Source organism: Halovenus salina (assembly GCF_026410925.1).
GTDB classification, from domain to species: domain Archaea; phylum Halobacteriota; class Halobacteria; order Halobacteriales; family Haloarculaceae; genus Halovenus; species Halovenus salina.
Window position 1 is genome coordinate 2,680,012 of record NZ_CP112972.1, and the last position, 19,310, is coordinate 2,699,321.

Consider the following 19,310-nt stretch of genomic DNA (forward strand, 5'->3'; position numbering starts at 1 on the left):
GTCGATGCCGATACGCCGACCATCCCTGATAGTCCGGAGCTACTGGGGAGCCTTGATTGGGAAACGATCTCCCACACGCTCTCTTCGGAGACCGACCACCAACAGCTGTTGCTGTTTCCCTTCCCGTCGACCGAGACTGTTATCGTGGTACCGGTGGTCGCTGTCTGGGCGTTCAATCGATTGGTCGCGTCGCAAAGTCCTCTAGAGTTCAGTAGCAACTGACTCCTTTGAGGAAGAGGTCGCCTCTGGTGTCCAACCCACGAGGCAACCTATGCACGCCACAATCGACGTGCGGTTCACAATTAGCATCGACGACGACAAAACGATACCGCTCGCCACGCTTGCCGAGTTCGTCTCCGAGCAGAATATCGAATCAGTGCTGCTCGAATCGATGGTCGAGAGCCTCGACGCCGCTCGCGTCGAGGCGCTCTGTGTCGAAAAACACGCCCACGGCAACGGTGACCAGCGCTATCAACGAGCTGGCACTGATACCCGCATCGCTGTCACAACTACCGGTGAACACGAGTTCAATCTACACTACGTCGAAGATACCGCCGACAACTCACGCTCCCTGCTCGATCTCTCGGTAAATGGTGACTGGGATGAGACTGCTTCCGACCTCAATGAGATAGATGCAGTCACTGACAACCGCAGCGTCGTCAGTGACGGTAAAAGCGGTATTGTCACGGCCTTTACGCAAATCGCGTTCACCAGCTTGACCATCGAATTGCCCTGTGACATTGATCAATCTCCGTATCGGTCACAGCCGAAATCGCCGGAAGGAAGAGGGATAGGATGCTCCGGCTGGGATTCGAACCCAGGTCATTGCCTCGAGAGGGCAATATGATTGGCCGGACTACACTACCAGAGCGCGTTAATCCGTAGGCGGCCAAGCTGGTATAACGATTATGTTTTCCTCCGGCAATGAGGGTGCGTAACACCTCTCAACAGCTACGGCGCGAGCCGGTTCTTGCGGTTATGCATCTGTTCGTCGTAGTACTCGAACGTGAGTGGACACCAGTCTGCGGCGAGGTCGAGGACGCCTTCGGTCAGTTCGCGGATCTCCCACTGGGCGTCGGCAGCGGCACGCATGTCCGCGACGTGCATCAACATGCGGGCGTTCATCGACATGACGAGGTTCACCTTCGTCCCGATAGGCAGGACGTAGCGTGCGTCCTCGGGAGGCATTCCTTTCTCTAGCAGCTCCTGGTAGGCGTCAAAGGAGTCCGCAATCGTCTCACGGAACAGCGCTTCGCGCTCGGCGGCGGTCTCGTCGTCGACAGAACCGGACTCTTGGTTGCGTCCGACCCAGTCAGGGTCCGTCGCCGACGGCGGAACGACGACCATCTCCCCGTCGTGCACGTCGTCGGGGTCGATCTTGTCGAAGGAGACGTAGCGCATCGACTGCACGTCGAAGGAAACGTGGCGGTGGCGCGTGAGCTGTGCCATACACGACCGACTGATTCCCTTAACTGCGAACGTAGCGTGGGGGTGTTCGAAGGGGCCAAAGTGGCCGTGGTCAAGCAGGCGGTGGATGAGCGTCTCCTGTCGGTCCTCAAGTGAGTCGCCGTCGATGGTGGTCATCACATCCTCGAAAGAGGCATCGCCGACGAACTCCCCCATGTAGTCGTTTCGTGCTGCCTGACAGATGAGCCGTTCCGGGTCAGCCGTCGCTTCGAGTAGCTGAACGTCCATACACGTGCGGGCGGGCCGGAACTACAAAGAGTTGTCCTCTACGCGGGAGCAGACGCCGAGAAGACGCCGGCAAGCGCGTCGAGCAGTGCATCCTGTGCGTTCTCACGCTCGCCACGCAGGAACTCGACGCGTCCCTCCCGGGCACCGCGGGCGTCGAGTGCGGCCTGGGGAGCGGACTCCTGTGCCGTCGTCACCAGATCACGAATATCGAGGGCTTGGTCGGTCCGGATGTAGGCCTCGTCCTCGTCGACGCCGACAAGCGCGATGCAGTCCTCACGGTGGCGGCGGAACAGTTCGTCGAGCAACAGCTGGGTCGGCGGGAACTCGAAACGGTGGGTGTAGGCGTCGGTATCGAGAACGAGTACCGTCTCGCCGTCGCGCTCGCGCCGTTCGAGGTTGGCCTCTGCGGTGTCGAGTTCGTCCTCCATACGGGTCCGGTACTGCTCGCTGATGTGGGTCGCAAGCTCGGCTGGGTCGCTCGCGTCGTCGCTGAACAGCAGGTCGATGACGAGCTCGCGTTTGTCCTCGTAAGACTGGTAGAACGCTTCGAGCGCGATAGCCTCTCGGAGGGTCTGCGTGTCCTCGGCGTCGTACCCGGCGTCGGCGGCGAGGTCGACGTACTGCTCGGGCGTCTCCTCCCAGTAGCTGACTGCGGGGAGATGACCGAGGTCAGCGCGAATATCGCCGTTGATGTGTGCTGCGACGGTGGCACCCAGCGCAGTGGCTGTCGTTGCCGAGCTGTCGTGGCTGTCCGGGCCGACGAGCACGTCGACGGCCTCGGCGACCTCGTCGTCGATTGCCCGCTCGTCGACGACGACGCGGCGGGCGCCGTACACGTCGAGCAGGTCAAGCCCGTCGAGGGACTCTGCGGTGCCGCCCGTCGCGACGAAGACGAAAAGCGGGAACTGCTCGCCGTGGCGCTCGTTGTTCGAGAGCATCGTCGTCACGTCGTTGGTCGCGTCGTCCATGCTGTAGACGGCATCCTCCAGTGGACGGCGATCGAAATAGTGATACTCAGCGTCCGAGCCGGCGTGTTCCTCTCGGATGAGTGGGAGTGCAGCGCGTTCGATTGCCGCGCCGGCGACGTAGCCGTCGACGGTGGCGGCGTGGCGGACAACGACCGGCCGACCTTCGAGTACGGCACGACGGACGGCTGTTGCGGCGTCTTTCACCTCACCGAGTACGGCCTCGACAGCCGAGTCCTCGGCGAGGGGCTCGACATCGCCGGGGCGGGCACGTTCGACAAGTGCGTCACGCATCCGTCCGGTGACTTCCTCGCGCTCTTCGTCTTTGAGAACGACCAGCGCTTCAGTCTCGACCTGGAGTTCGCCGCGGCGTCGCTCGACCTCGCCTTCGATACGGACAACGTCGGTCTCGCCCGCGTCGGGATAGGCACGCACGCCGGCCTCTTCAAAGGCAGCACAGTCGACCGTTCCAGTCTCGTCACGGATCTCGAAGATGGTCGGGCCGCTGGTCTGGCGAGCGGTAGCGATTTCACCCTCGATACGGACGCGGTCGCCGACGTATTCGTCGAGTTCGTCGATTGTCACTCCCGGCGTATCGAGCTGGTCGGGTGTTTCGGTCGTCGACTCCTCGCTCGTCTCGGAGACGGTCTCGACCGGCTCGGGTTCGCTGGCCTCCTCTTCGGTCTCGTCTTTGGCGCCCTCATCCGCGGCCTCGTCGCCGTCGACCTCTTCGGCGAGCAGGTCGGTATCGGCGTCGGGGTCGTCGATGAGTGTGCCACGGAACTGGGAGTCGTCTTGGCGAATCGACCATCCAAGGTCGATGTTACCGTTGTCACGGACGTTCTGGACCTGGACGAAGACGGTGTCTCCGGGTCCGAGGTCCATGCTGTCGAGACGCTTGTTGAGTTCGCTTTTGTGCAACAGACCGGTCACGCTGTCGCCGATGTCGACGAAGATGCCGAACTCGGCGTAGCCGTCGACGGTGCCACGGTAGTAGCGCCGCGACGTCAACTCGTCCGGTTGTGTCCCCCGGAACTCGAAGACGACATCCTCTTCGTGCAAGTCACAGACGCGACCGTCGACAGATGAGCCACAGATGATACACGTAGCCATTGATATGTGCAAGCGGTTCCGGGTTAAAACGGTTGTCGAAACAGGTTCGGCTCAGCAGGCGGTGACAGTGTACACCTGTTTGCGGGCATCGGTGAGACTGTACTGTCGCTTTACGAGGTCGTGTTCCTCGAGTCTGTTCAGTGCATACCTGACAGTCCGCGCAGGCAGCAACGACTCCTCGGCGAGTTCACCCTGCGGGAGTGGTCCCTCTGCTTCGAGAACCCTCGCGACCAGCTTCGCACTCGGCGGCAACTCCCGTAGCCGGTCTTTGTATTCCGTCTCTGATAGCTGGGGTGTCACCTTGTCTGGATCCTCAACTCGTGTACCCATATGTTCACTCCTTGCTCGTGCGGTTGTAAATGTTGGCTTTTTCGACGCAATCATCAATCTATCATGTTTTTAAACACCATTATCCTTCCATAATTAAACATCCTTATATTCTCAATACAGTTTGGGGACATTCCACATACCGGTGAGTGCGGACAAATGACACAACTTCTTTGAGTACCCTAGCCGTCCCTCGTAGCTGTGTACGACCTCGAACGATATCTGACGATACGACAGGCATACGGTGGGTCACTCGGCCCGGATGGAACGCTCGCATTCTTGCTCGATACGACCGGTGTCCCGCAGGTGTGGACGATGACAGAACCAGGTGCCTGGCCCGTCCAGCGGACCTTCTACGACGAACCAGTCTCGTTCTGCAGTTACTCGCCGGAACGGTCGGAACTCGTCTTCGGCATGGACGAGGGTGGCAACGAGCGCCAGCAGTTTTTCAGGCTTGACGACGATGGCAGTATCACACCGCTGACGAACATGCCCGACGCCAAACACTACTGGGGCGGCTGGAGCTCCGACGGCGAGCAGTTCGCCTTCGCCTCGAACCGCCGCGAGGAGTCGGTCTTCGACATCTATATCCAAGACAGAGACGCGACCGGCGACGACGCCGACCTCGTCTTCGAGGGCGACGGCTGGTTCACCGTCGGCGGCTGGAGCCCGGACGACGACGCACTCATCCTCGTCGAATCACACTCTGGGTTCGACCAGGACGTGTCCGTACTCGACCTCGATACCGGGGAGCGCCGCCACCTCAATCCCGACGACGACGAAGTCCGCTATCGGAGCCCACAGTGGAGTCCCGACGGTGACGCACTTTACGTCGCGACCGACCGCGGTGCCGATACCCTCTATCTCGCCCGGATGGACGCCCAGACGGGCGAACTGGAGACCGTCCGGGAGGGTGGCGACTACAACGTCGGGGGCGTCGCAGTCGACGAAGACAGTGGACTCATCGTCTACTCGCGCAACGTCGACGGCTACACCGAACTGACACTCGGCGAGCTGGCCGGCGAGACAGAGATAGCCGAGCTTCCGACTCCCGAGATTCCCGGCAATGTCGCCGGGGGTATCAGCTTCGGTCCCGAGGGCGACCGACTCGCGCTCTCCTCGAACGGCCGGACGCTCAACAACAACGTCGCCGTCCTGGACGTGGCCGCGCTGCGTGAGGGCGACACAGACGACGCCGTGACGCGCTGGACGAACGCCTCGACCGCCGGGATTCCCCGAGAGACGTTCGTCGAGCCCGACCTCGTGAGCTACGAGAGCTTCGACGGCAGAGAGGTTCCAGCCTTCTTGTCGGTCCCGCCGGAGGTACCCGAGGGCGGTGCGCCGGTCGTCGTCGACATCCACGGCGGCCCCGAGAGCCAGCGCCGCCCCTCGTTCACCGGCCTCACCCAGTATCTCCTTTCGCAGGGGTACGCCGTCTTCGAGCCGAACGTCCGCGGGTCGACCGGCTACGGCCGCTCGTACACGCATCTCGACGACGTGGAGAATCGGATGGATTCGGTCCGCGATATCGAGGCTGCACTCGACTGGCTCGCCGAGCGAGAGAGCGTCGACCCCGACCGGTTCGTCGCGAAAGGCGGCTCCTACGGCGGGTTCATGGTGCTCGCCGCGGTGACGGAGTTCCCCGAGCGCTGGGCGGCCGGTGTCGACATCGTCGGCATCGCCAACTTCGTCACCTTCCTCGAAAACACCGGGTCGTGGCGGCGCTCGCTCCGGGAAGCCGAGTACGGCTCGCTTGAAGACGACCGCGAGTTCCTCGAAGAGATCAGTCCGCTGAACAACATCGAGAACATCGAGGCTCCGCTGTTCGTGCTCCACGGCAAGAACGACCCACGGGTCCCGGTCGGCGAGGCCGAACAGATTGTCGAGGGTGCTCGCGAGCAGGGCGTTCCGGTCGAGAAACTCATCTTCGAGGACGAGGGCCACGGCATCTCGAAGCTCGACAACCAGATTGTGGCCTACTCACAGGTCGTCGACTTTCTCGACGAGCACGTCTAGGACCGGTCACGGACGACGAGGAGGGCCCCTGCCAGTACCGCTATTGCAAGTGAGGCTGTGGTGATGGCGAAGGCAGCGCGGTAGCCAAATTCGGTGTAGGCGACACTGCCGGCGACGATTTCGCCGGTCCGGTGGCGGTCGAGGACGACGCCCATCGCGGTCGGGATAACTGTCGCGCCGAAGAACCCCCAGCCGTTGACGGTCGCCGTCGCGACGCCGCTCGCGCCCGGTGGGTACCGCTCTTTGACCAGCGACAGCGAGAGCATCGCGAAGCCAAGCGAGAACCCGGTGAGGAAGTAGACGACCGCGATGATCCACAGCGGCGGCTTCCCGATCGCCGGGATGACCGCCAGCACGAGGGTAAGTCCACCGAGTCCGACGAGCATCGGCCGAAGTCGCTCACCGATGCGGTCTGATATCCACCCCACTGCAGGGGATCCGAGCAGTATGCCGACCGCGCCCAAAAGCGTGTACGTCGACGCCGAGGTGACGCTCATATCGTACACCACGACCAGATACGGAACCCCCCACAGTCCCATGATTGTCAGAATCGTCCCCGAGGCCGAGAAGAAGATCAGCGAGAGCAGCCACTGGTCGAGGTCGCCCAGCAGCTCCCGGAGGTGTCCGCCAGCCTCGCCGAGGGTGACTGCCGGCTGGTCGGGGACGTTCTCGATTGGCTCCAGCCCGGCCGCCTCGGGCGACCGACGGGCGAGCGCAAAGACCGCGCCGGCACCGACGAAACCGAATCCAGCCAGCCCGAGCAGCGTCTCGCGCCAGCCGAACTGTTCGACGGCGAGCGCGAGCGGCGTCGTCGCGAACACCGCACCAAGGCCGGCGATACCCGCGGTCAGTCCCGTCATCGTCGCGAACTCGTCGGTTCGGTACCACGTCGCACAGAACCGTAAGATGGTGACGAAGATGACGCTACTGCCGAGCCCGATGAGCGCCCGCGAGAGGAAGCCGGCCACGTAACCGTTGCTGGCGGCGAATCCGATAGCGCCGATGCTCAACACGACCGCGCCGCCGCTACCGACGTAGCGTGGACCGTATCGGTCGGCAACTACTCCCGTCGGAATCTGTGTGACGGCGTAGATAGCAAAAAACGACGCGTGGAGTGTCCCCAGTTCGGCCGCCGAAATGCCGAAATCTGCGGTCAACTCCTCGGAGAGGACAGCTGTCGACAGACGGTGGATGTTGACTGCGAGAAAGACCAGCGCCAGCGCACCCCACGCGAGCCAGCGCCGCCTCCGTGGGTCTCTCAGTAGGTCCACGCCTCCGGCCTTCTCACGGGGGTATGGTAACTGTTTTGTTTGTCCGTTGATAGGTATTCTCTCACTCCCAGCGATAGGTCCGTCCGGGCAACTGGTGCCGTCCTGGCCACACGACCGACGGGCCACGTTCGAGGTACTCTCTCCGTGTAACAACCCCACAAACATCCTTCAATCTATCAGCAGTCCTCCTGTGATGGACGAGCGGCTCACTTACTCCGGTCTGAGAATTACCGCAGTAATCACTCTCAGCGAACCGAAACAGTTCCGAAATCTGTCCAACATGTGGCAAGACTGACTGTGACCGACTCGTTTACGTCTACTTCTCGTCACAGGCCTGAGAGATCGTCTCTCTGGGGACACAGCCAACCACCAGCACTCTGGAAGTCACAACTCCACAGAACTACCAGATATAAGTAATATGGTGTTGTAACTCCTATATGGCCGACACTGGCCGGTATCAGACCGTCCTGACTTTTTTAATCGTGTACGTGTTGTTGGCGTGGCCGCCGTTTCTCTATCTCAACCGAGAGGTTCTGGGCGAGGTCGTCGAGACGCTGTCGACAGTCGACCCGCTGGTGGCCGTTTGGATGGTGAGTGCGACGGCGATACTGGCCGGACTGTTCCGGGCATCCGAGGGTGTCAAACGGTACAACCAGTTTCTCGCTGCGCCCAAAAACGTTGTTGCGGTGCTGGTGGGACTCTCGTTTCTGCTCGCGGCGACCTCGTGGTGGGCGGTACCCGAGGCTGTCTTCTACGTCGAGGTTGACGTAACCCTCAGCCAGGCGCTCGTCTTGATTTTGCTCTGTCAGGCCCCCATGCTGGTGTTGCTGTCGCTGCTGACCGTGCTCGAGAGAGCCATCTCTCCCGAGTGACCGCCGTCGATTTTTGCGAGGATGAAAGCAGTTATCCACACCGGCGACAAACCCGGATGCATGAACAGAACGCTTTCAATGGGGGCAGTGGGGCCATGCGCGTAGTCGCCAAGTTCGGCGGGACGAGCGTCGGCACCGGGCAGCGGGTCACGCAGGCCGCCGAGTCGATCGCCGAGGCGGTCGAGGCCGGACACCAGGTTGCAGTCGTCGCCAGCGCGATGGGCGGGACGACCGACCGACTGCTTTCGGCAATCGAGTTCGACGCCAGCGAGGCCGACCGCGCGGAGATTGTGAGTATGGGTGAACGAACCGCCGTCCGAATGCTCAAAGGCGCACTCGACGCCCAGGGTATCGATGCGGTCTTTCTCGAACCCGGTGACGACGCCTGGCCGATTCTGACCGACGCATACGGCGAGGTCGACAGTGACGCTACCCGCGAGCGCGCGCGGGCCTGTACGGACATGCTTGATGACGCCGTCGTCCCGATCATCACTGGCTTTCTCGCCGAGGACCACGACGGCAACGTGACGACACTCGGCCGGGGAGGAAGCGACACAACTGCCGTCATGCTCGGAAACTATCTCGACGCCGACGAGGTCGTCATCGTCACCGATGTCGAAGGAGTGATGACTGGCGACCCGAGCGTGGTCGAAGGCGCGCGCAACGTCGGCAAGATAAGCGTCGACGAGATTCGCAGCCTCTCGTTTCGCGGTGCAGAGGTCATCGCTCCTTCGGCGCTCACCTACAAGACCAACGGGCTCGATGTCCGGGTCGTCCACCACCAGCACGGCGACTTGCTCTCGGGTGGAACAACCGTCGAGGGCGAGTTCGAGAACCTCATCGATCTCCAGGAGCGAGAGCTGACCTGTATCACCGTCGCCGGCAGAGCGATTCGCAATCAGCCGGGCATCCTCTCGTCGCTGTCGACGGCGCTCGCCGACGCCGAAATCAACGTCGAGGCCGTCTCCTCGGGGATGGATTCGCTGACCTTTTACACCGATGTTGAGGAAGCCGAGCCCGCCGAGGCGCTTGTCCACGAGCAGGTTGTCGACGACGAGGTCATGTCGAGTGTCACTGTCGAATCGACGTTTGCGGTCATCCGTATCACCGGCGGTGATCTGCCACAACAGAGCGGCTCGCTCCACCGCTTACTTGAACCGCTCGCGACCGAACACATTAACCTCAACGACGTCATCACGAGCGCGACATCTGTCTCAGTGTTCGTCGACTGGGAGGACCGTGATCACGCGCTCGAACTCTTACAGGACCTGTTTTAGCAACCGTCTTCTAAACGATTCCCGATACGCGCAGGCAGTCCCGCACGGTCGACCGCCTCTTGGACACGGTCGATATCGTAGGCGACGCGGTGTTCGGTCACAGACGGCTCGTCGAGATTGAGGACGGCATACGCCGCTCGCGGGTCGCCGTCGCGTGGCTGGCCGACGCTGCCCGGATTCATCACGATTCCCTCGTCGTAGCGCTCGTGGTGTTGGTCGTGCGTGTGTCCCAGGACGAGCACCGACTCTTCTCCGAGCAGGTCGGGGCTGAACTCCGCGGGGTAGGTGTAGTGGCCTCGGTGGTCGGGGTGGCTGTGGACCAGTTTTACACGTCCGTCGAACTCGCGGCGCTGGTCGGGGAGCGCTGCCAGCCACTCCATCTGCTCCTCGCCGAGTGTCTCCTGTGCGTGCTGGACGCCCGCGCCGGCCATGCTGTTGAATCCAAACTCCGAGTCACCGGCGACGGCGCGGTCGTGGTTGCCCATCACCGTCGGCACCGCCCGCTCGCGCATCTGTTCGACACAGTCGGCGTGCCAGGGGTTGTAACCGACGACATCGCCGGCACAGACGAGCGCGTCGACCGACGGCATGTCCTCTAGCACTGCCTCCAGGGCGACCATGTTTCCGTGAATGTCAGAGAGAACGCCGACTTCCATACAGACTGTTGCTGGGCGACCGTCTTTACTGTTGGTCCGACGACAGCCGACTATCGCCGAATATTCGACAATCAACGAATAAAGAGTCGACACACACTTATACGAGTTTACGCCAGTTTCAGGTATGGCAGAAGTAGGTATCGACGGTATCGAGATACGAACGGGCAAACTGAAACTCGACCTCGCGGAGACGTTTGCGCCAGCACAGGGCGACGATCCCGAGAAGTTCACCAAGGGGCTGGGGCTGTACACGTCCTCGTTCCCAGACGTGTACGAGGATATCGTCACGATGGCAGCAAACGCCTCCCATCGGCTGCTCGACCGGAAAGACCTCTCACTCGAAGATATCGGCCGCATCGACGTGGCGACCGAGAGTGCCTTCGACAAATCCAAACCCGTCTCGACATACGTTGCCGGCTGTCTCGAACAGGTGTTCGAAGATGACCTGCACCACGCGAACAAGGGCGAACGCAAGTTCGCCTGTGTCGCTGGGACGCAGGCGCTCGACGACGCGTACAACTGGATTCGCGCGGGTCGCAATCAGGGCCGGAAGGCGCTGGTCATCGCGACCGACACCGCACTCTACGAGCGTGACGACCCTGGCGAGTCGACCCAGGGTGCCGGGGCGGTGGCGATGCTCATCGACGAGAACCCGGATCTTGTCGCCTTCAGTGACGCGCAGGGGTACGGCAGTGCCGACGAAACAGACTTCCTGAAGCCGAACCAGCAGTTCCCCAGCGTCGACGGAAAGCGGTCGATGCAGGTGTACCTCGCCCGGATGCGCGAGGCGATGGAGGACTTTGAGCGCAACGGCGGTGACACCCATCCCGACAACTTCGCGCTCATTCCCTTCCACACGCCGTTCCCCGGCATGGTTCGCCGGGCCGCGGCGCTTGGCTTCCGTCACTGCATCCGCGGGACCGAGGTGGAGGAGGAGGTCGCCGACGAAATTGGCCACCAGCCCCGCGAGGAGTCCTTCGACTCCCACGACGAGTTTCTGGAAGCACAGAAAGAGTACACCGAGACACTCACCGAGACGGAGATGTACTCACAGTGGTACGCGCAGACAATCGAGCCGACGCTTGCCATCTCCCGGTACGTGGGCAACTGGTACACCGGCTCGGTCCACATCGCCCGCGCGGCCGGTTTGCAAGAGGCACTTGAGGAGGGGCGTGACCTGACTGGACGGCAGCTGCTGGTCGGCTCTTACGGCAGCGGCGCACAGGCCGAGATTCACGCCGAGACCATCCAGCCCGGCTGGGAAGATGAGCTCGGTCAGCTCAACATCGACGAACAAATTGAGAACCGCCGCGACATCTCCTTCGACGAGTACGAACAGATACACGACGTTCACAACCACGCTGAATCAATCGAAATGGACCCCCTGACGACGCCGGAAGGCGAGTTCGTCTTCGACGGCTGGGGTCGCATGGGGGAGCGAAAGTACAGCTACGTCGAGTAACAACACTCAGTCGGCGGTACTCTTCCAGGACGGCCCTTCGGCGTTGAGAGACCGGCTTGGCCGGCCGACGACATCCGTATCCGCACGCTCGGACGCTCGTTCGGTTAGCCTGAGGCCGACGATACCCAACACTGCACCGAGAATGACACTTGGCGCGGCCATGAACGCGACGATGGCTGGCAGCCCCAACACCGTCACGAGCAGCCCGTTGGCCACCCAGTTCTTGCGGTCGTCTATCTTTCTGTTCGCAGTTCCAGTCACTGGTGGTAGCTGTCTCATTGTATCTAAACAGAGGGGCTATACCCACATAAGTGTAATCTGAATTACGTTTTTGTAAGAGCGGTTACTGAAATATTCTTTAGTCGGATTCTGCGGGCGAAACGCTGACAGATGGCTGTTTTGTTTCTCTGGACTGGAGCAGGAGTAACTGCTTATTACAAGAATTCGATATACTGACGTCGCGTGGCTGTCCTGTCCTCCGATACGACCCGCGGGAAATCGAAGCGTCAACGAACGAGGCCGTCAGCGACTTGGCTGCTGGCTGTGAGCTGTTCCGCTAGAGCGTCGTTCAGTCACGACAGCGGTTGCGTGTGGGTACAGCAACTCGGCAATTTTCAGCCCGAGAATGCCGACAACTGCGCCGGTCATAACTGCGGGGGCAGCCATGAATGCGACCAACAACAGGAGAGGCAACGTCGTCACAGCGAGCCCTCTGACGGTACCGCGCTCGCGGTATTCTCTCGTTTTGATTTTCCTCGGTGATTGTGGCTGTCTCATCGTAACTGTACAGATGGACCAAGTCTCCATAAGTGTAATCAGAATGAATATTCTGTAACAAAGGTTACTGAAGAACTCTTCTGTTTGCGGGTAGCTAACCGGTGACGGTTTTTGCGCGGCGTTCGAACGGGGGCCGATGGCAGTACACAGCGAGAGCGACACGTTCGATATCGGGGGAGAACTGAGCGTCCATCGACTGGGATACGGTGCGATGCGTATTACGGGCGACGACATCATCGGCACGCCCGACGACGAGGACAGCGCGGTCGATATCGTCAGAGAGGCGGTTGAGATGGGTGTCGATTTCATCGATACGGCAGACTCGTACGGTCCTGGTGTGAGCGAGCGGTTGCTGGGGGAAGCACTAACTCCCGAAGACGACGTCGTCGTTGCGACGAAGGCGGGGCTGCTGCGCAACAGCGAGGGGGAGTGGCTTCCACACGGAGATCCCGACTACATCCGCAATCAGGTGCTCGTCAGCCGTGACCGACTCGGCGTCGACACCATCGATCTCTATCAGCTCCACCGACCCGACCCAGATACACCCTTTGAGGACTCTGTGACGGCGTTTGCAGAGCTGAAAGACGAGGGCTTTGTCGACCACGTCGGACTCTCGAACGTCTCCGTCGAGCAACTCGAAACTGCCCGCGACCACGTTGAGGTCGCTACCGTTCAAAACCAGTACAACGTCGCCAACCGCGACGACGAGGATGTCCTTGAAGCCTGCGAGGAGTACAATATCGGGTTCATTCCGTGGTATCCAATGGCCGCTGGCGACCTGGATGAACTGGGTGAAGACTTGCGTGCGGTCGCCGACACCCACGACGCGACTCGCCACCAGATTGCGCTCGCCTGGCTACTCGAACACTCCGACGTGACGCTACCGATTCCTGGTACGTCGAGTCTGGCCCACCTCGAAGAGAATGTCGCCGCGGCGGGTATCGAACTCACCGAGGGAGAGTACGACCGGCTCTGCTGAGGGCAGCGCTGTCCCGGCCGCGACGAGACTTTGTAGCTGGCGTGATAACCAGGCGTATGAGCCAACGGACTTCGACCCAACTCACCGTCTACGCCGACTACGTGTGTCCATTCTGTTATCTTGGTTACGCATCGCTCGATTCCTATCTGGCCGAGCGCGAAGAACCGCTGTCTCTGAGCTGGCATCCGTTCGACCTCCGGGCGAGTCAGCGACAGCCAGACGGAACTATCGACCATGATGTCGACACTGGGAAAGACGACGAATACTACGAGGAAGCACGCAAGAACGTCGAGCAGCTGGCCGATCAGTACGAGGTCGAGATGGTCCAGAACCTCTCGAAGGATATCGATTCCTACGACGCACAGCGTGTCGGGCTCCGTGCCTCCGACGAGTATCCCGAGCGATTTGACGCATTCCACCGCGGGGTCTTCGACGCGCTCTGGGAGGAGGGGCGCGATATCGGCGACCAGTCGGTGCTCGCGTCGGTGGCCAGTGAGGCAGAGCTCCCCGAAGCGTTCGTTGCTGAGACGCTTGGCGACGACGCGAGTGCTGACCGGCTCGACCAGGCCTTCGCCGCCGCACAGAGTCAACGCATAACCGGCGTGCCGACGTTTGTCGCCGGCGAACACGCTGCTCGTGGTGCAGTCCCGCCGGAACACCTCCGGAGGCTCGTCGAGGGGGCCTGAGCAGACACCGGAAACTATAATCGGGGGGAACGTTGGTTCGGGCAGAGATGAGAGAGGTCTTGCTTGTCGACGACGCGAAGTTCATGCGGAACCTCTATCGCGCACTTCTCGAAGAAACACCAGTGACTGTCGTCGCCGAAGCCACAAATGGCGTCGAGGGAGTTGATGCCTACAAGGAACACGACCCGGATGTCGTGGTGATGAACGTGCGCATGCCGGTGCTTGACGGTATCGACGCGACCGAGGAGATCGTCGCCTACGACCCGGATGCGACAGTTGTCATCTGTTCCGGGAACCGCCAGGAAGAGAAGATGAGGGCCGCGGTGGAGGCTGGCGCAGCCGATTACCTCACGAAACCGTTCCAGCGTGACGGCTTTCTCAATGCCGTTACCGGACCGAATGAGTGAGCCGGCGTCGGGTCCACGCAGGCGGACGGAAACGAAACCGTAATCGAGCGGGAACTGATTACTCCAACAATGAATCCCGTCAAGGACAGTGTCCACGACTACATCAGGCTCGACCCTGTGGCCGCTGAACTGGTGGATACGCCAACGTTCCAGCGCCTGCGCCACATCAAACAGCTCTCGACGGTTCGGCTGGTGTACCCGTCTGCGAACCACACCCGTTTCGAGCACAGTCTCGGCGTCTATCACCTTGCCAGCAACGCCCTCGACCACCTCGCTGTCGATTCGGACACGGCCAGACACACCCGCGCGGCGGCGCTGTTACACGACATCGGGCACGGGCCCTACGGCCACCAGACCGAAGACCTCATCCGCCGTCGGACGGGGACCGACCACGACGAGGTCGGCTGGCTGCTCACTGACAGCGACCGGGCGGTCTGTCAGGTGCTCGAATCCCACGACCTCGACCCCGAGCGAGTCACCGCCCTCATCGCCGGAGAGGGGCGTCTCGGACCGCTAGTGGCCGGCGAGCTCGACGTTGACCGGATGGACTACCTCGTCAGAGACGCCCACCACACAGGGGTTCCGTACGGAACCGTCGACCACGGGCGGCTCGTCCGCGAGCTCCGTCTCGAGGGAGGCAGACTCACCCTCGCAGCGGGCAACGTGCCGACTGCGGAGTCGCTGTTGCTCGCGCGCTCGCTAATGAACGCTGTCGTCTACAGACACCACGTCTCGCGTATCGCAGGGGCGATGCTCGACCGGGCTTGCGAGCAGTACCTGGACGCCACTGAGACGACGGTCTCTGAGTTCCGTCGGATGGCCGACCACGACCTGCTCGTTGCTCTCCAGGAGACTGAACTAGGTTGTCGAATCGAGTCCCGAGACCTCTACAAACGAGCGATTTGGGCTGGCCTGGATCGTGTTCCCTCCGAGATTCTCGACGTGACCTACGGCGATGCCCGCGACGCCGAACGCGAAATCGCAGACGCCGCGGGCGTCGACCCGGCAGCAGTCATCGTCGACGTGCCGAGCCGACCAGGGCTGAAGGAACTCGGGACGAACGTCGTTGTCGACGGCATCGTCCGCCGGCTCGAAGACACCTCCGAACTCGCAGCCAGCATCCGTGCGGCCGAGCGGACACGCTGGCGTCTGGGTGTCTACTGTCCGGGCCGCCTCACCGAACAGGTGAGTGACGCTGCCCGAGAAGTCCTTGGACTCCGTCCGACAGCGTAACTCCTCACTCGAGGCCAAGGTGGTCTCGGACACCGGGCGTCGTTCCCGGTACGGTCTCTGGCTCTGTGCCTGCCTCGACGGCGGCGTCGGGGTCTTTGAGGAGGTGTCCGGTTGTGAGACAGACGACTTCCTCGTCTTCAGTAACGACTCCCTCTTCACGTAGGGTGCGAAGGCCAGCAATCGACGCTGCCGACGCCGGCTCGACGCCAACGCCCTCTCTCGCCAACTCCTGCTGTGCGGCCTGTATCTCCTCGTCGGCGACGGCGGCGGCCGTCCCGCCGGTCTCGCGGATACCTGGAAGTGCTTTCGGTGCATTGACGGGATTCCCGATGCGGATTGCCGTCGCGCTCGTCTCGACAGACTCCCAGCGACGCGTCTCCGCTCTGTTCTCTTCGATTGCCTCGACCATCGGAGCAGCTCCCTCAGCTTGGACGCCAGTCAACTTTGGCACGTCCGAGCTCTCGAGTGCGCCGCTTGCCACGAGTTCGCGGAAACACTTGTAGAGTGCGGCGGTGTTGCCCGCATTGCCGACCGGTAGCACAATTCTATCCGGGTACGACCCTTCTTCATCCCGGAACTGTTCGAGGATTTCGAGCCCGATTGTCTTCTGGCCCTCCAGCCGGAACGGATTGAGCGAGTTCAGCAGGTAGACATCGCCGCGGTCGGCGAGGTCTCCGACGATATCGAGGCAGGTGTCGAAGTTGCCGTCGACTTCGAGGATTCGCGCGCCGTGACAGCTCGCCTGTGCGATTTTTCCGGCGGCGACTTTTCCCTGTGGGAGGAGAACGAGCGTCTCTAAGCCGGCACGCGAGCCGTATGCCGAGAGTGCCGCGCTCGTGTTGCCCGTCGAGGCACACGCCAGGCGCTCGACGCCCATCTGCTCGGCGACGCGGACGCCGACTGTCATTCCCCTGTCTTTAAAGCTTCCAGTGGGGTTCATCCCCTCGTGTTTGACCCGTAGCCGGCCGACGCCGATTGATGATTTCAGACGCGGGACATCGTGCAGCGGCGTCGCACCCTCGGGAAGGGAGACGCCCGACTCGAAGGGAAGCGCAGCGTCGTAGCGCCAGACGCCACGACCCTCGAAGTCGTTCCAGGTCGGCAGGTCTGCGTACCTGACTTCGAGCAGTCCATCGCAGTCGTCACAGACGTACCGGACCGTTTCGAAGGGTGGGAACTGCTCGCCACAGGCAATACACGAAAGCCAGACGCCCCCAGTCGAGCAGGTAGGTTCCTCGCCGTGCAACTCGAAGTGAGACCGTTCAGTGCCGCTCATTACCGACACGTCGGGCGGGACCAACAAAAATCAGGTGCCTCTCGTCGTGATTAGTCTGGGTCTTTTTACGCCCGATTCATCGAACTGGCTGTTTCACGGCCTGAAGAACAAAACAGGCAACCGCCTGTCAAACGACCCACAACGATCACTAGCAGTCGTCTCCAAACTCGTCGATTCGCTCGTGGACATAGCCGGCCCACGCCTCGAGGGTCTCGTGCATCAGCTCTCGGGCTTCCGGAAGCGGCGTCGGCGTGTACTGGTAGACGTGACCACCACCGTCAAGCAGCCGACGCTCGCGGTCTGCCAGCTCTTTTTCCCGCAACGTCGACAGCGACCTGTTGACGTTACTTCGGTCGCGGTCGAGTTCCGCCGCGAGTTCTTCGACGGTGCTACCCGGATTGTCGAGCAACGTTTCGTAAGTGCGGGCTTCGTGGCGCTGAATCCCGAAGACACAGGTCAGTACCTCCTCGAGACCCGGCTCCTCTTCGAGCATAAGGTCACGGAAATCCTGGGGGGACGGGTCGGCCTTCATGCTTTAGATACAGAGCGCCGACAGAATAAATCCACTCGTTCGGTACGGCAAGCTGGCTCTCTACAGACAGAGGCCGCCGAGACGAGTCAGTTGCCGTCGTTGACGACCGCCGTCTCGAATCCGTCGTCGGTGACCTCGACGCCTGCCGCACAGACCGTGTGTTCGAACTCGTGGTCGTACAGCTCACGAGCGGCATCGCTAGCGGTGCTGGCTGTCAGGTCGAACGGCTCCGGAGTATTTCGTTCGTACGTCGCAACCAGTGTCGGCTCGTGTACCTCTTCGACGACGAGTCCGTCCCGACGGACGGTCCCGATATACCCGGCCGGCGTCTCGGTTGTCGTGGAATCGTCGTTCAGTCCGACGATTCCTGCTATCCGCGGCGTATCGTAGTCGTCTTTCTCGAAGTCGAGCGCGAGCAGCGGTTCGGCCAGCGCATCCCGTGCTGGATATCCGAGTGCGAGCTTCTCGGCAATCGGGTCGACGTGCGACCCGTTTCCGACAACTGCCCCCTGGTCGGTGAGCTGGACGCAGTTGTACGCGATGTAGGGGTTGTCTGTCTCTGGGGCGTCTGGAGTAGGGCCCACGGTGATTGTGTCCTCTCGTTTGATTGCTGCTCTGTTGGGGAACGACCGTGATGAGACGCGGTACGCGCCGACCGTCGGGCCGACGACGACGAACCGTCCAACGTACATGCTATGTGTGTCACCCGGCCCGGCGCATGTAGGTGTCGATATTTTTTGGCGCTGGGAGGGACTACATTACCCCGCAAATGGCGAACAGCCGACACTGACGGCGACGCGAAGCGATGTGTCGGGCTCCCGCGTGTCGCTTCGCGGCGATTCTCAGAGCACAGCGCGTGTGGCCTCGCTATGGTATATAAAATCCAGGCCGAACCGTCGCCCAGCAGTACAGGAGGCGTCCGACTGCTTCGACACGCATAAATACACCCGCGAATTATGCAAAATCGAAGTCCCGTGGGGTAGTGGCCAATCCTGTCAGCTTCTGGGGCTGACGACGGAAGTTCGAATCTTCCCGGGACTACTTTTCCCGAACACTGACACAGAGCAGTCTTGTCTCTAGAACTGTCTCTCATTCGCCTTTCTCTGGCGTGTGGTTGTTGGGACTCTTGATCGGTGTTTGAGTAGAAATGCCCGGGGAGGGCTCCGAACCCTCGATCTCCGCATGTCCCAGGTACGAGGCGAACCTCGCGGGAATGCCGGAGTGTGCCGCGTTGATTGAAACCCTATGAGTGCGGCGCTATGACCAGCTAAGCCACCCGGGCGCACTCGGTGATAGCGGAGTGGTTGACTTTAACGTTCCCATCCAAAGCTGCCATCGCCAACAATCCGCATACCCTCTCATCGTGATTGTCGCGAGTCTGTACCGCTCCGCGTCTGGATAGTGGAAGGTGAGACCAGCACAACCATCGGATTGTTGCCTGGCAGAGAATTACCGCCAATCGGTATCAAGCGAGCACGAGCGGCAGGCCGAAGATGACTGCCAGCCCGATGAGTGAGACGAGAAAGCCGACCGTGACTTGCGTGTTCGTGAATGCGGTTTGTGGTGCTGTCTGTCTGTACGGCGGCTCGCGCTCCGGCGGCGTCGGGTCGCTCGGGTCGTACGCCGGCCGATCGTCGTGGTCGTCTGCCATACTCAGACCTTCGAGGCCCGGTTATTTTGCTGTGTCGGTGTCGTTTTTGGCTACCGTTCTGGGACTCGGAGTGGGCGAACGTTTTAACAGTGAGAGGGATAACCGTCTCGTATGC

General features: G+C 61.5%; 19 protein-coding genes, 3 tRNA genes and 1 pseudogene. 10 read left to right on the forward strand and 13 right to left on the reverse strand.

The window, feature by feature from the left end:
- Positions 1 to 271 precede the first annotated feature (271 nt).
- Positions 272 to 697: pseudogene (locus tag OSC37_RS13440) on the forward strand (ISH6 family transposase); the annotation flags it as partial.
- A gap of 99 nt (positions 698 to 796) precedes the next feature.
- Here the strand turns inward: OSC37_RS13440 and OSC37_RS13445 are convergent.
- From OSC37_RS13445 to OSC37_RS13460, 4 genes are all read right to left on the reverse strand, one after another.
- Positions 797 to 871, reverse strand: a tRNA-Glu gene (locus OSC37_RS13445).
- 80 nt (positions 872 to 951) lie between these two features.
- Positions 952 to 1,695 (reverse strand): FAD-dependent thymidylate synthase, encoded by a 744-nt coding sequence (gene thyX, locus OSC37_RS13450; RefSeq protein ID WP_267161950.1) that lies wholly within the window; start codon positions 1,693 to 1,695, stop codon positions 952 to 954.
- A 38-nt stretch (positions 1,696 to 1,733) separates the two neighbouring features.
- Positions 1,734 to 3,773 carry a DHH family phosphoesterase gene (locus OSC37_RS13455; RefSeq protein WP_267161951.1) on the reverse strand — a complete coding sequence of 680 codons (2,040 nt, stop codon included), beginning with the start codon at positions 3,771 to 3,773 and terminating at the stop codon, positions 1,734 to 1,736.
- Positions 3,774 to 3,824: 51 nt separating this feature from the next.
- Complete coding sequence (locus OSC37_RS13460; RefSeq protein WP_267161952.1) at positions 3,825 to 4,103, reverse strand: MarR family transcriptional regulator; 279 nt, start codon at positions 4,101 to 4,103, stop codon at positions 3,825 to 3,827.
- A 198-nt stretch (positions 4,104 to 4,301) separates the two neighbouring features.
- On the opposite strand from OSC37_RS13460, the gene OSC37_RS13465 reads away from it, so the two are divergent.
- Positions 4,302 to 6,116, forward strand: coding sequence for a S9 family peptidase (locus OSC37_RS13465; protein ID WP_267161953.1), 1,815 nt, complete (start codon positions 4,302 to 4,304; stop codon positions 6,114 to 6,116).
- Here OSC37_RS13465 and OSC37_RS13470 read toward each other — a convergent pair.
- Positions 6,113 to 7,387, reverse strand: a complete 1,275-nt coding sequence (locus OSC37_RS13470; protein WP_267161954.1) for an MFS transporter — start codon at positions 7,385 to 7,387, stop codon at positions 6,113 to 6,115. The genes OSC37_RS13465 and OSC37_RS13470 overlap by 4 nt on opposite strands.
- Before the next feature lie 437 nt (positions 7,388 to 7,824).
- Here OSC37_RS13470 and OSC37_RS13475 point away from each other — a divergent pair, with 437 nt between their 5' ends.
- A complete protein-coding gene (locus tag OSC37_RS13475) occupies positions 7,825 to 8,259 on the forward strand; it encodes a hypothetical protein (RefSeq protein WP_267161955.1) in 435 nt (144 codons plus the stop codon).
- Positions 8,260 to 8,354: 95 nt separating this feature from the next.
- On the forward strand, positions 8,355 to 9,536 hold the full coding sequence (locus OSC37_RS13480) for an aspartate kinase (protein ID WP_267161956.1): 1,182 nt from the start codon (positions 8,355 to 8,357) through the stop codon (positions 9,534 to 9,536).
- Here OSC37_RS13480 and OSC37_RS13485 read toward each other — a convergent pair.
- Complete coding sequence (locus OSC37_RS13485) at positions 9,533 to 10,192, reverse strand: metallophosphoesterase family protein (protein ID WP_267161957.1); 660 nt, start codon at positions 10,190 to 10,192, stop codon at positions 9,533 to 9,535. The two genes, OSC37_RS13480 and OSC37_RS13485, sit on opposite strands and share 4 nt — an antisense overlap.
- Positions 10,193 to 10,316: 124 nt before the next feature.
- Between OSC37_RS13485 and hmgB the strand changes: the two genes are divergently transcribed.
- Positions 10,317 to 11,654, forward strand: a complete 1,338-nt coding sequence (gene hmgB, locus OSC37_RS13490; RefSeq protein WP_267161958.1) for a hydroxymethylglutaryl-CoA synthase — start codon at positions 10,317 to 10,319, stop codon at positions 11,652 to 11,654.
- A 6-nt stretch (positions 11,655 to 11,660) separates the two neighbouring features.
- Here hmgB and OSC37_RS13495 read toward each other — a convergent pair whose 3' ends face one another.
- Entirely contained in the window at positions 11,661 to 11,933 is a 273-nt protein-coding gene (locus tag OSC37_RS13495) for a hypothetical protein (RefSeq protein ID WP_267161959.1), read from the reverse strand.
- 243 nt (positions 11,934 to 12,176) lie between these two features.
- Complete coding sequence (locus OSC37_RS13500; RefSeq protein ID WP_267161960.1) at positions 12,177 to 12,431, reverse strand: hypothetical protein; 255 nt, start codon at positions 12,429 to 12,431, stop codon at positions 12,177 to 12,179.
- 136 nt (positions 12,432 to 12,567) lie between these two features.
- On the opposite strand from OSC37_RS13500, the gene OSC37_RS13505 reads away from it, so the two are divergent.
- From OSC37_RS13505 to OSC37_RS13520, 4 genes are all read left to right on the forward strand, one after another.
- A complete protein-coding gene (locus tag OSC37_RS13505; protein ID WP_267161961.1) occupies positions 12,568 to 13,410 on the forward strand; it encodes an aldo/keto reductase in 843 nt (280 codons plus the stop codon).
- Between the two features lie 56 nt (positions 13,411 to 13,466).
- Positions 13,467 to 14,096 (forward strand): DsbA family oxidoreductase, encoded by a 630-nt coding sequence (locus tag OSC37_RS13510; protein ID WP_267161962.1) that lies wholly within the window; start codon positions 13,467 to 13,469, stop codon positions 14,094 to 14,096.
- A 47-nt stretch (positions 14,097 to 14,143) separates the two neighbouring features.
- On the forward strand, positions 14,144 to 14,503 hold the full coding sequence (locus OSC37_RS13515) for a response regulator (RefSeq protein ID WP_267161963.1): 360 nt from the start codon (positions 14,144 to 14,146) through the stop codon (positions 14,501 to 14,503).
- A 69-nt stretch (positions 14,504 to 14,572) separates the two neighbouring features.
- On the forward strand, positions 14,573 to 15,736 hold the full coding sequence (locus tag OSC37_RS13520) for an HD domain-containing protein (RefSeq protein WP_267161964.1): 1,164 nt from the start codon (positions 14,573 to 14,575) through the stop codon (positions 15,734 to 15,736).
- Between the two features lie 4 nt (positions 15,737 to 15,740).
- Here the strand turns inward: OSC37_RS13520 and thrC are convergent, their stop codons facing one another.
- The 3 genes from thrC to OSC37_RS13535 all read right to left on the reverse strand — a co-directional run bounded on the left by thrC (position 15,741) and on the right by OSC37_RS13535 (position 18,236).
- Entirely contained in the window at positions 15,741 to 17,012 is a 1,272-nt protein-coding gene (thrC, locus tag OSC37_RS13525) for a threonine synthase (protein ID WP_267161965.1), read from the reverse strand.
- A 148-nt stretch (positions 17,013 to 17,160) separates the two neighbouring features.
- Entirely contained in the window at positions 17,161 to 17,544 is a 384-nt protein-coding gene (locus OSC37_RS13530; RefSeq protein WP_267161966.1) for a helix-turn-helix domain-containing protein, read from the reverse strand.
- An 86-nt stretch (positions 17,545 to 17,630) separates the two neighbouring features.
- On the reverse strand, positions 17,631 to 18,236 hold the full coding sequence (locus tag OSC37_RS13535; protein ID WP_267161967.1) for an IMP cyclohydrolase: 606 nt from the start codon (positions 18,234 to 18,236) through the stop codon (positions 17,631 to 17,633).
- Between the two features lie 276 nt (positions 18,237 to 18,512).
- Here OSC37_RS13535 and OSC37_RS13540 point away from each other — a divergent pair.
- A tRNA-Gln gene (locus OSC37_RS13540) sits at positions 18,513 to 18,585 on the forward strand.
- A 107-nt stretch (positions 18,586 to 18,692) separates the two neighbouring features.
- Here OSC37_RS13540 and OSC37_RS13545 read toward each other — a convergent pair.
- Both OSC37_RS13545 and OSC37_RS13550 read right to left on the reverse strand, forming a co-directional pair.
- A tRNA-Met gene (locus OSC37_RS13545) sits at positions 18,693 to 18,826 on the reverse strand.
- 183 nt (positions 18,827 to 19,009) lie between these two features.
- A complete protein-coding gene (locus OSC37_RS13550) occupies positions 19,010 to 19,195 on the reverse strand; it encodes a DUF7550 family protein (RefSeq protein WP_267161968.1) in 186 nt (61 codons plus the stop codon).
- Positions 19,196 to 19,310: the final 115 nt, after the last annotated feature.

Excerpts from the sequence above, each read along its gene's own strand:
- thyX (WP_267161950.1), bottom strand. The coding sequence starts at position 1,695 with ATGGACGTTCAGCTACTCGAAGCGACGGCTGACCCGGAACGGCTCATC.
- OSC37_RS13455 (WP_267161951.1), bottom strand. The coding sequence starts at position 3,773 with ATGGCTACGTGTATCATCTGTGGCTCATCTGTCGACGGTCGCGTCTGT.
- OSC37_RS13460 (WP_267161952.1), bottom strand. The coding sequence starts at position 4,103 with ATGGGTACACGAGTTGAGGATCCAGACAAGGTGACACCCCAGCTATCA.
- OSC37_RS13475 (WP_267161955.1), top strand. The coding sequence starts at position 7,825 with ATGGCCGACACTGGCCGGTATCAGACCGTCCTGACTTTTTTAATCGTG.
- OSC37_RS13480 (WP_267161956.1), top strand. The coding sequence starts at position 8,355 with ATGCGCGTAGTCGCCAAGTTCGGCGGGACGAGCGTCGGCACCGGGCAG.
- OSC37_RS13485 (WP_267161957.1), bottom strand. The coding sequence starts at position 10,192 with ATGGAAGTCGGCGTTCTCTCTGACATTCACGGAAACATGGTCGCCCTG.
- hmgB (WP_267161958.1), top strand. The coding sequence starts at position 10,317 with ATGGCAGAAGTAGGTATCGACGGTATCGAGATACGAACGGGCAAACTG.
- OSC37_RS13495 (WP_267161959.1), bottom strand. The coding sequence starts at position 11,933 with ATGAGACAGCTACCACCAGTGACTGGAACTGCGAACAGAAAGATAGAC.
- OSC37_RS13500 (WP_267161960.1), bottom strand. The coding sequence starts at position 12,431 with ATGAGACAGCCACAATCACCGAGGAAAATCAAAACGAGAGAATACCGC.
- OSC37_RS13505 (WP_267161961.1), top strand. The coding sequence starts at position 12,568 with ATGGCAGTACACAGCGAGAGCGACACGTTCGATATCGGGGGAGAACTG.
- OSC37_RS13510 (WP_267161962.1), top strand. The coding sequence starts at position 13,467 with ATGAGCCAACGGACTTCGACCCAACTCACCGTCTACGCCGACTACGTG.
- OSC37_RS13515 (WP_267161963.1), top strand. The coding sequence starts at position 14,144 with ATGAGAGAGGTCTTGCTTGTCGACGACGCGAAGTTCATGCGGAACCTC.
- OSC37_RS13520 (WP_267161964.1), top strand. The coding sequence starts at position 14,573 with ATGAATCCCGTCAAGGACAGTGTCCACGACTACATCAGGCTCGACCCT.
- thrC (WP_267161965.1), bottom strand. The coding sequence starts at position 17,012 with ATGAGCGGCACTGAACGGTCTCACTTCGAGTTGCACGGCGAGGAACCT.
- OSC37_RS13530 (WP_267161966.1), bottom strand. The coding sequence starts at position 17,544 with ATGAAGGCCGACCCGTCCCCCCAGGATTTCCGTGACCTTATGCTCGAA.
- OSC37_RS13535 (WP_267161967.1), bottom strand. The coding sequence starts at position 18,236 with ATGTACGTTGGACGGTTCGTCGTCGTCGGCCCGACGGTCGGCGCGTAC.
- OSC37_RS13550 (WP_267161968.1), bottom strand. The coding sequence starts at position 19,195 with ATGGCAGACGACCACGACGATCGGCCGGCGTACGACCCGAGCGACCCG.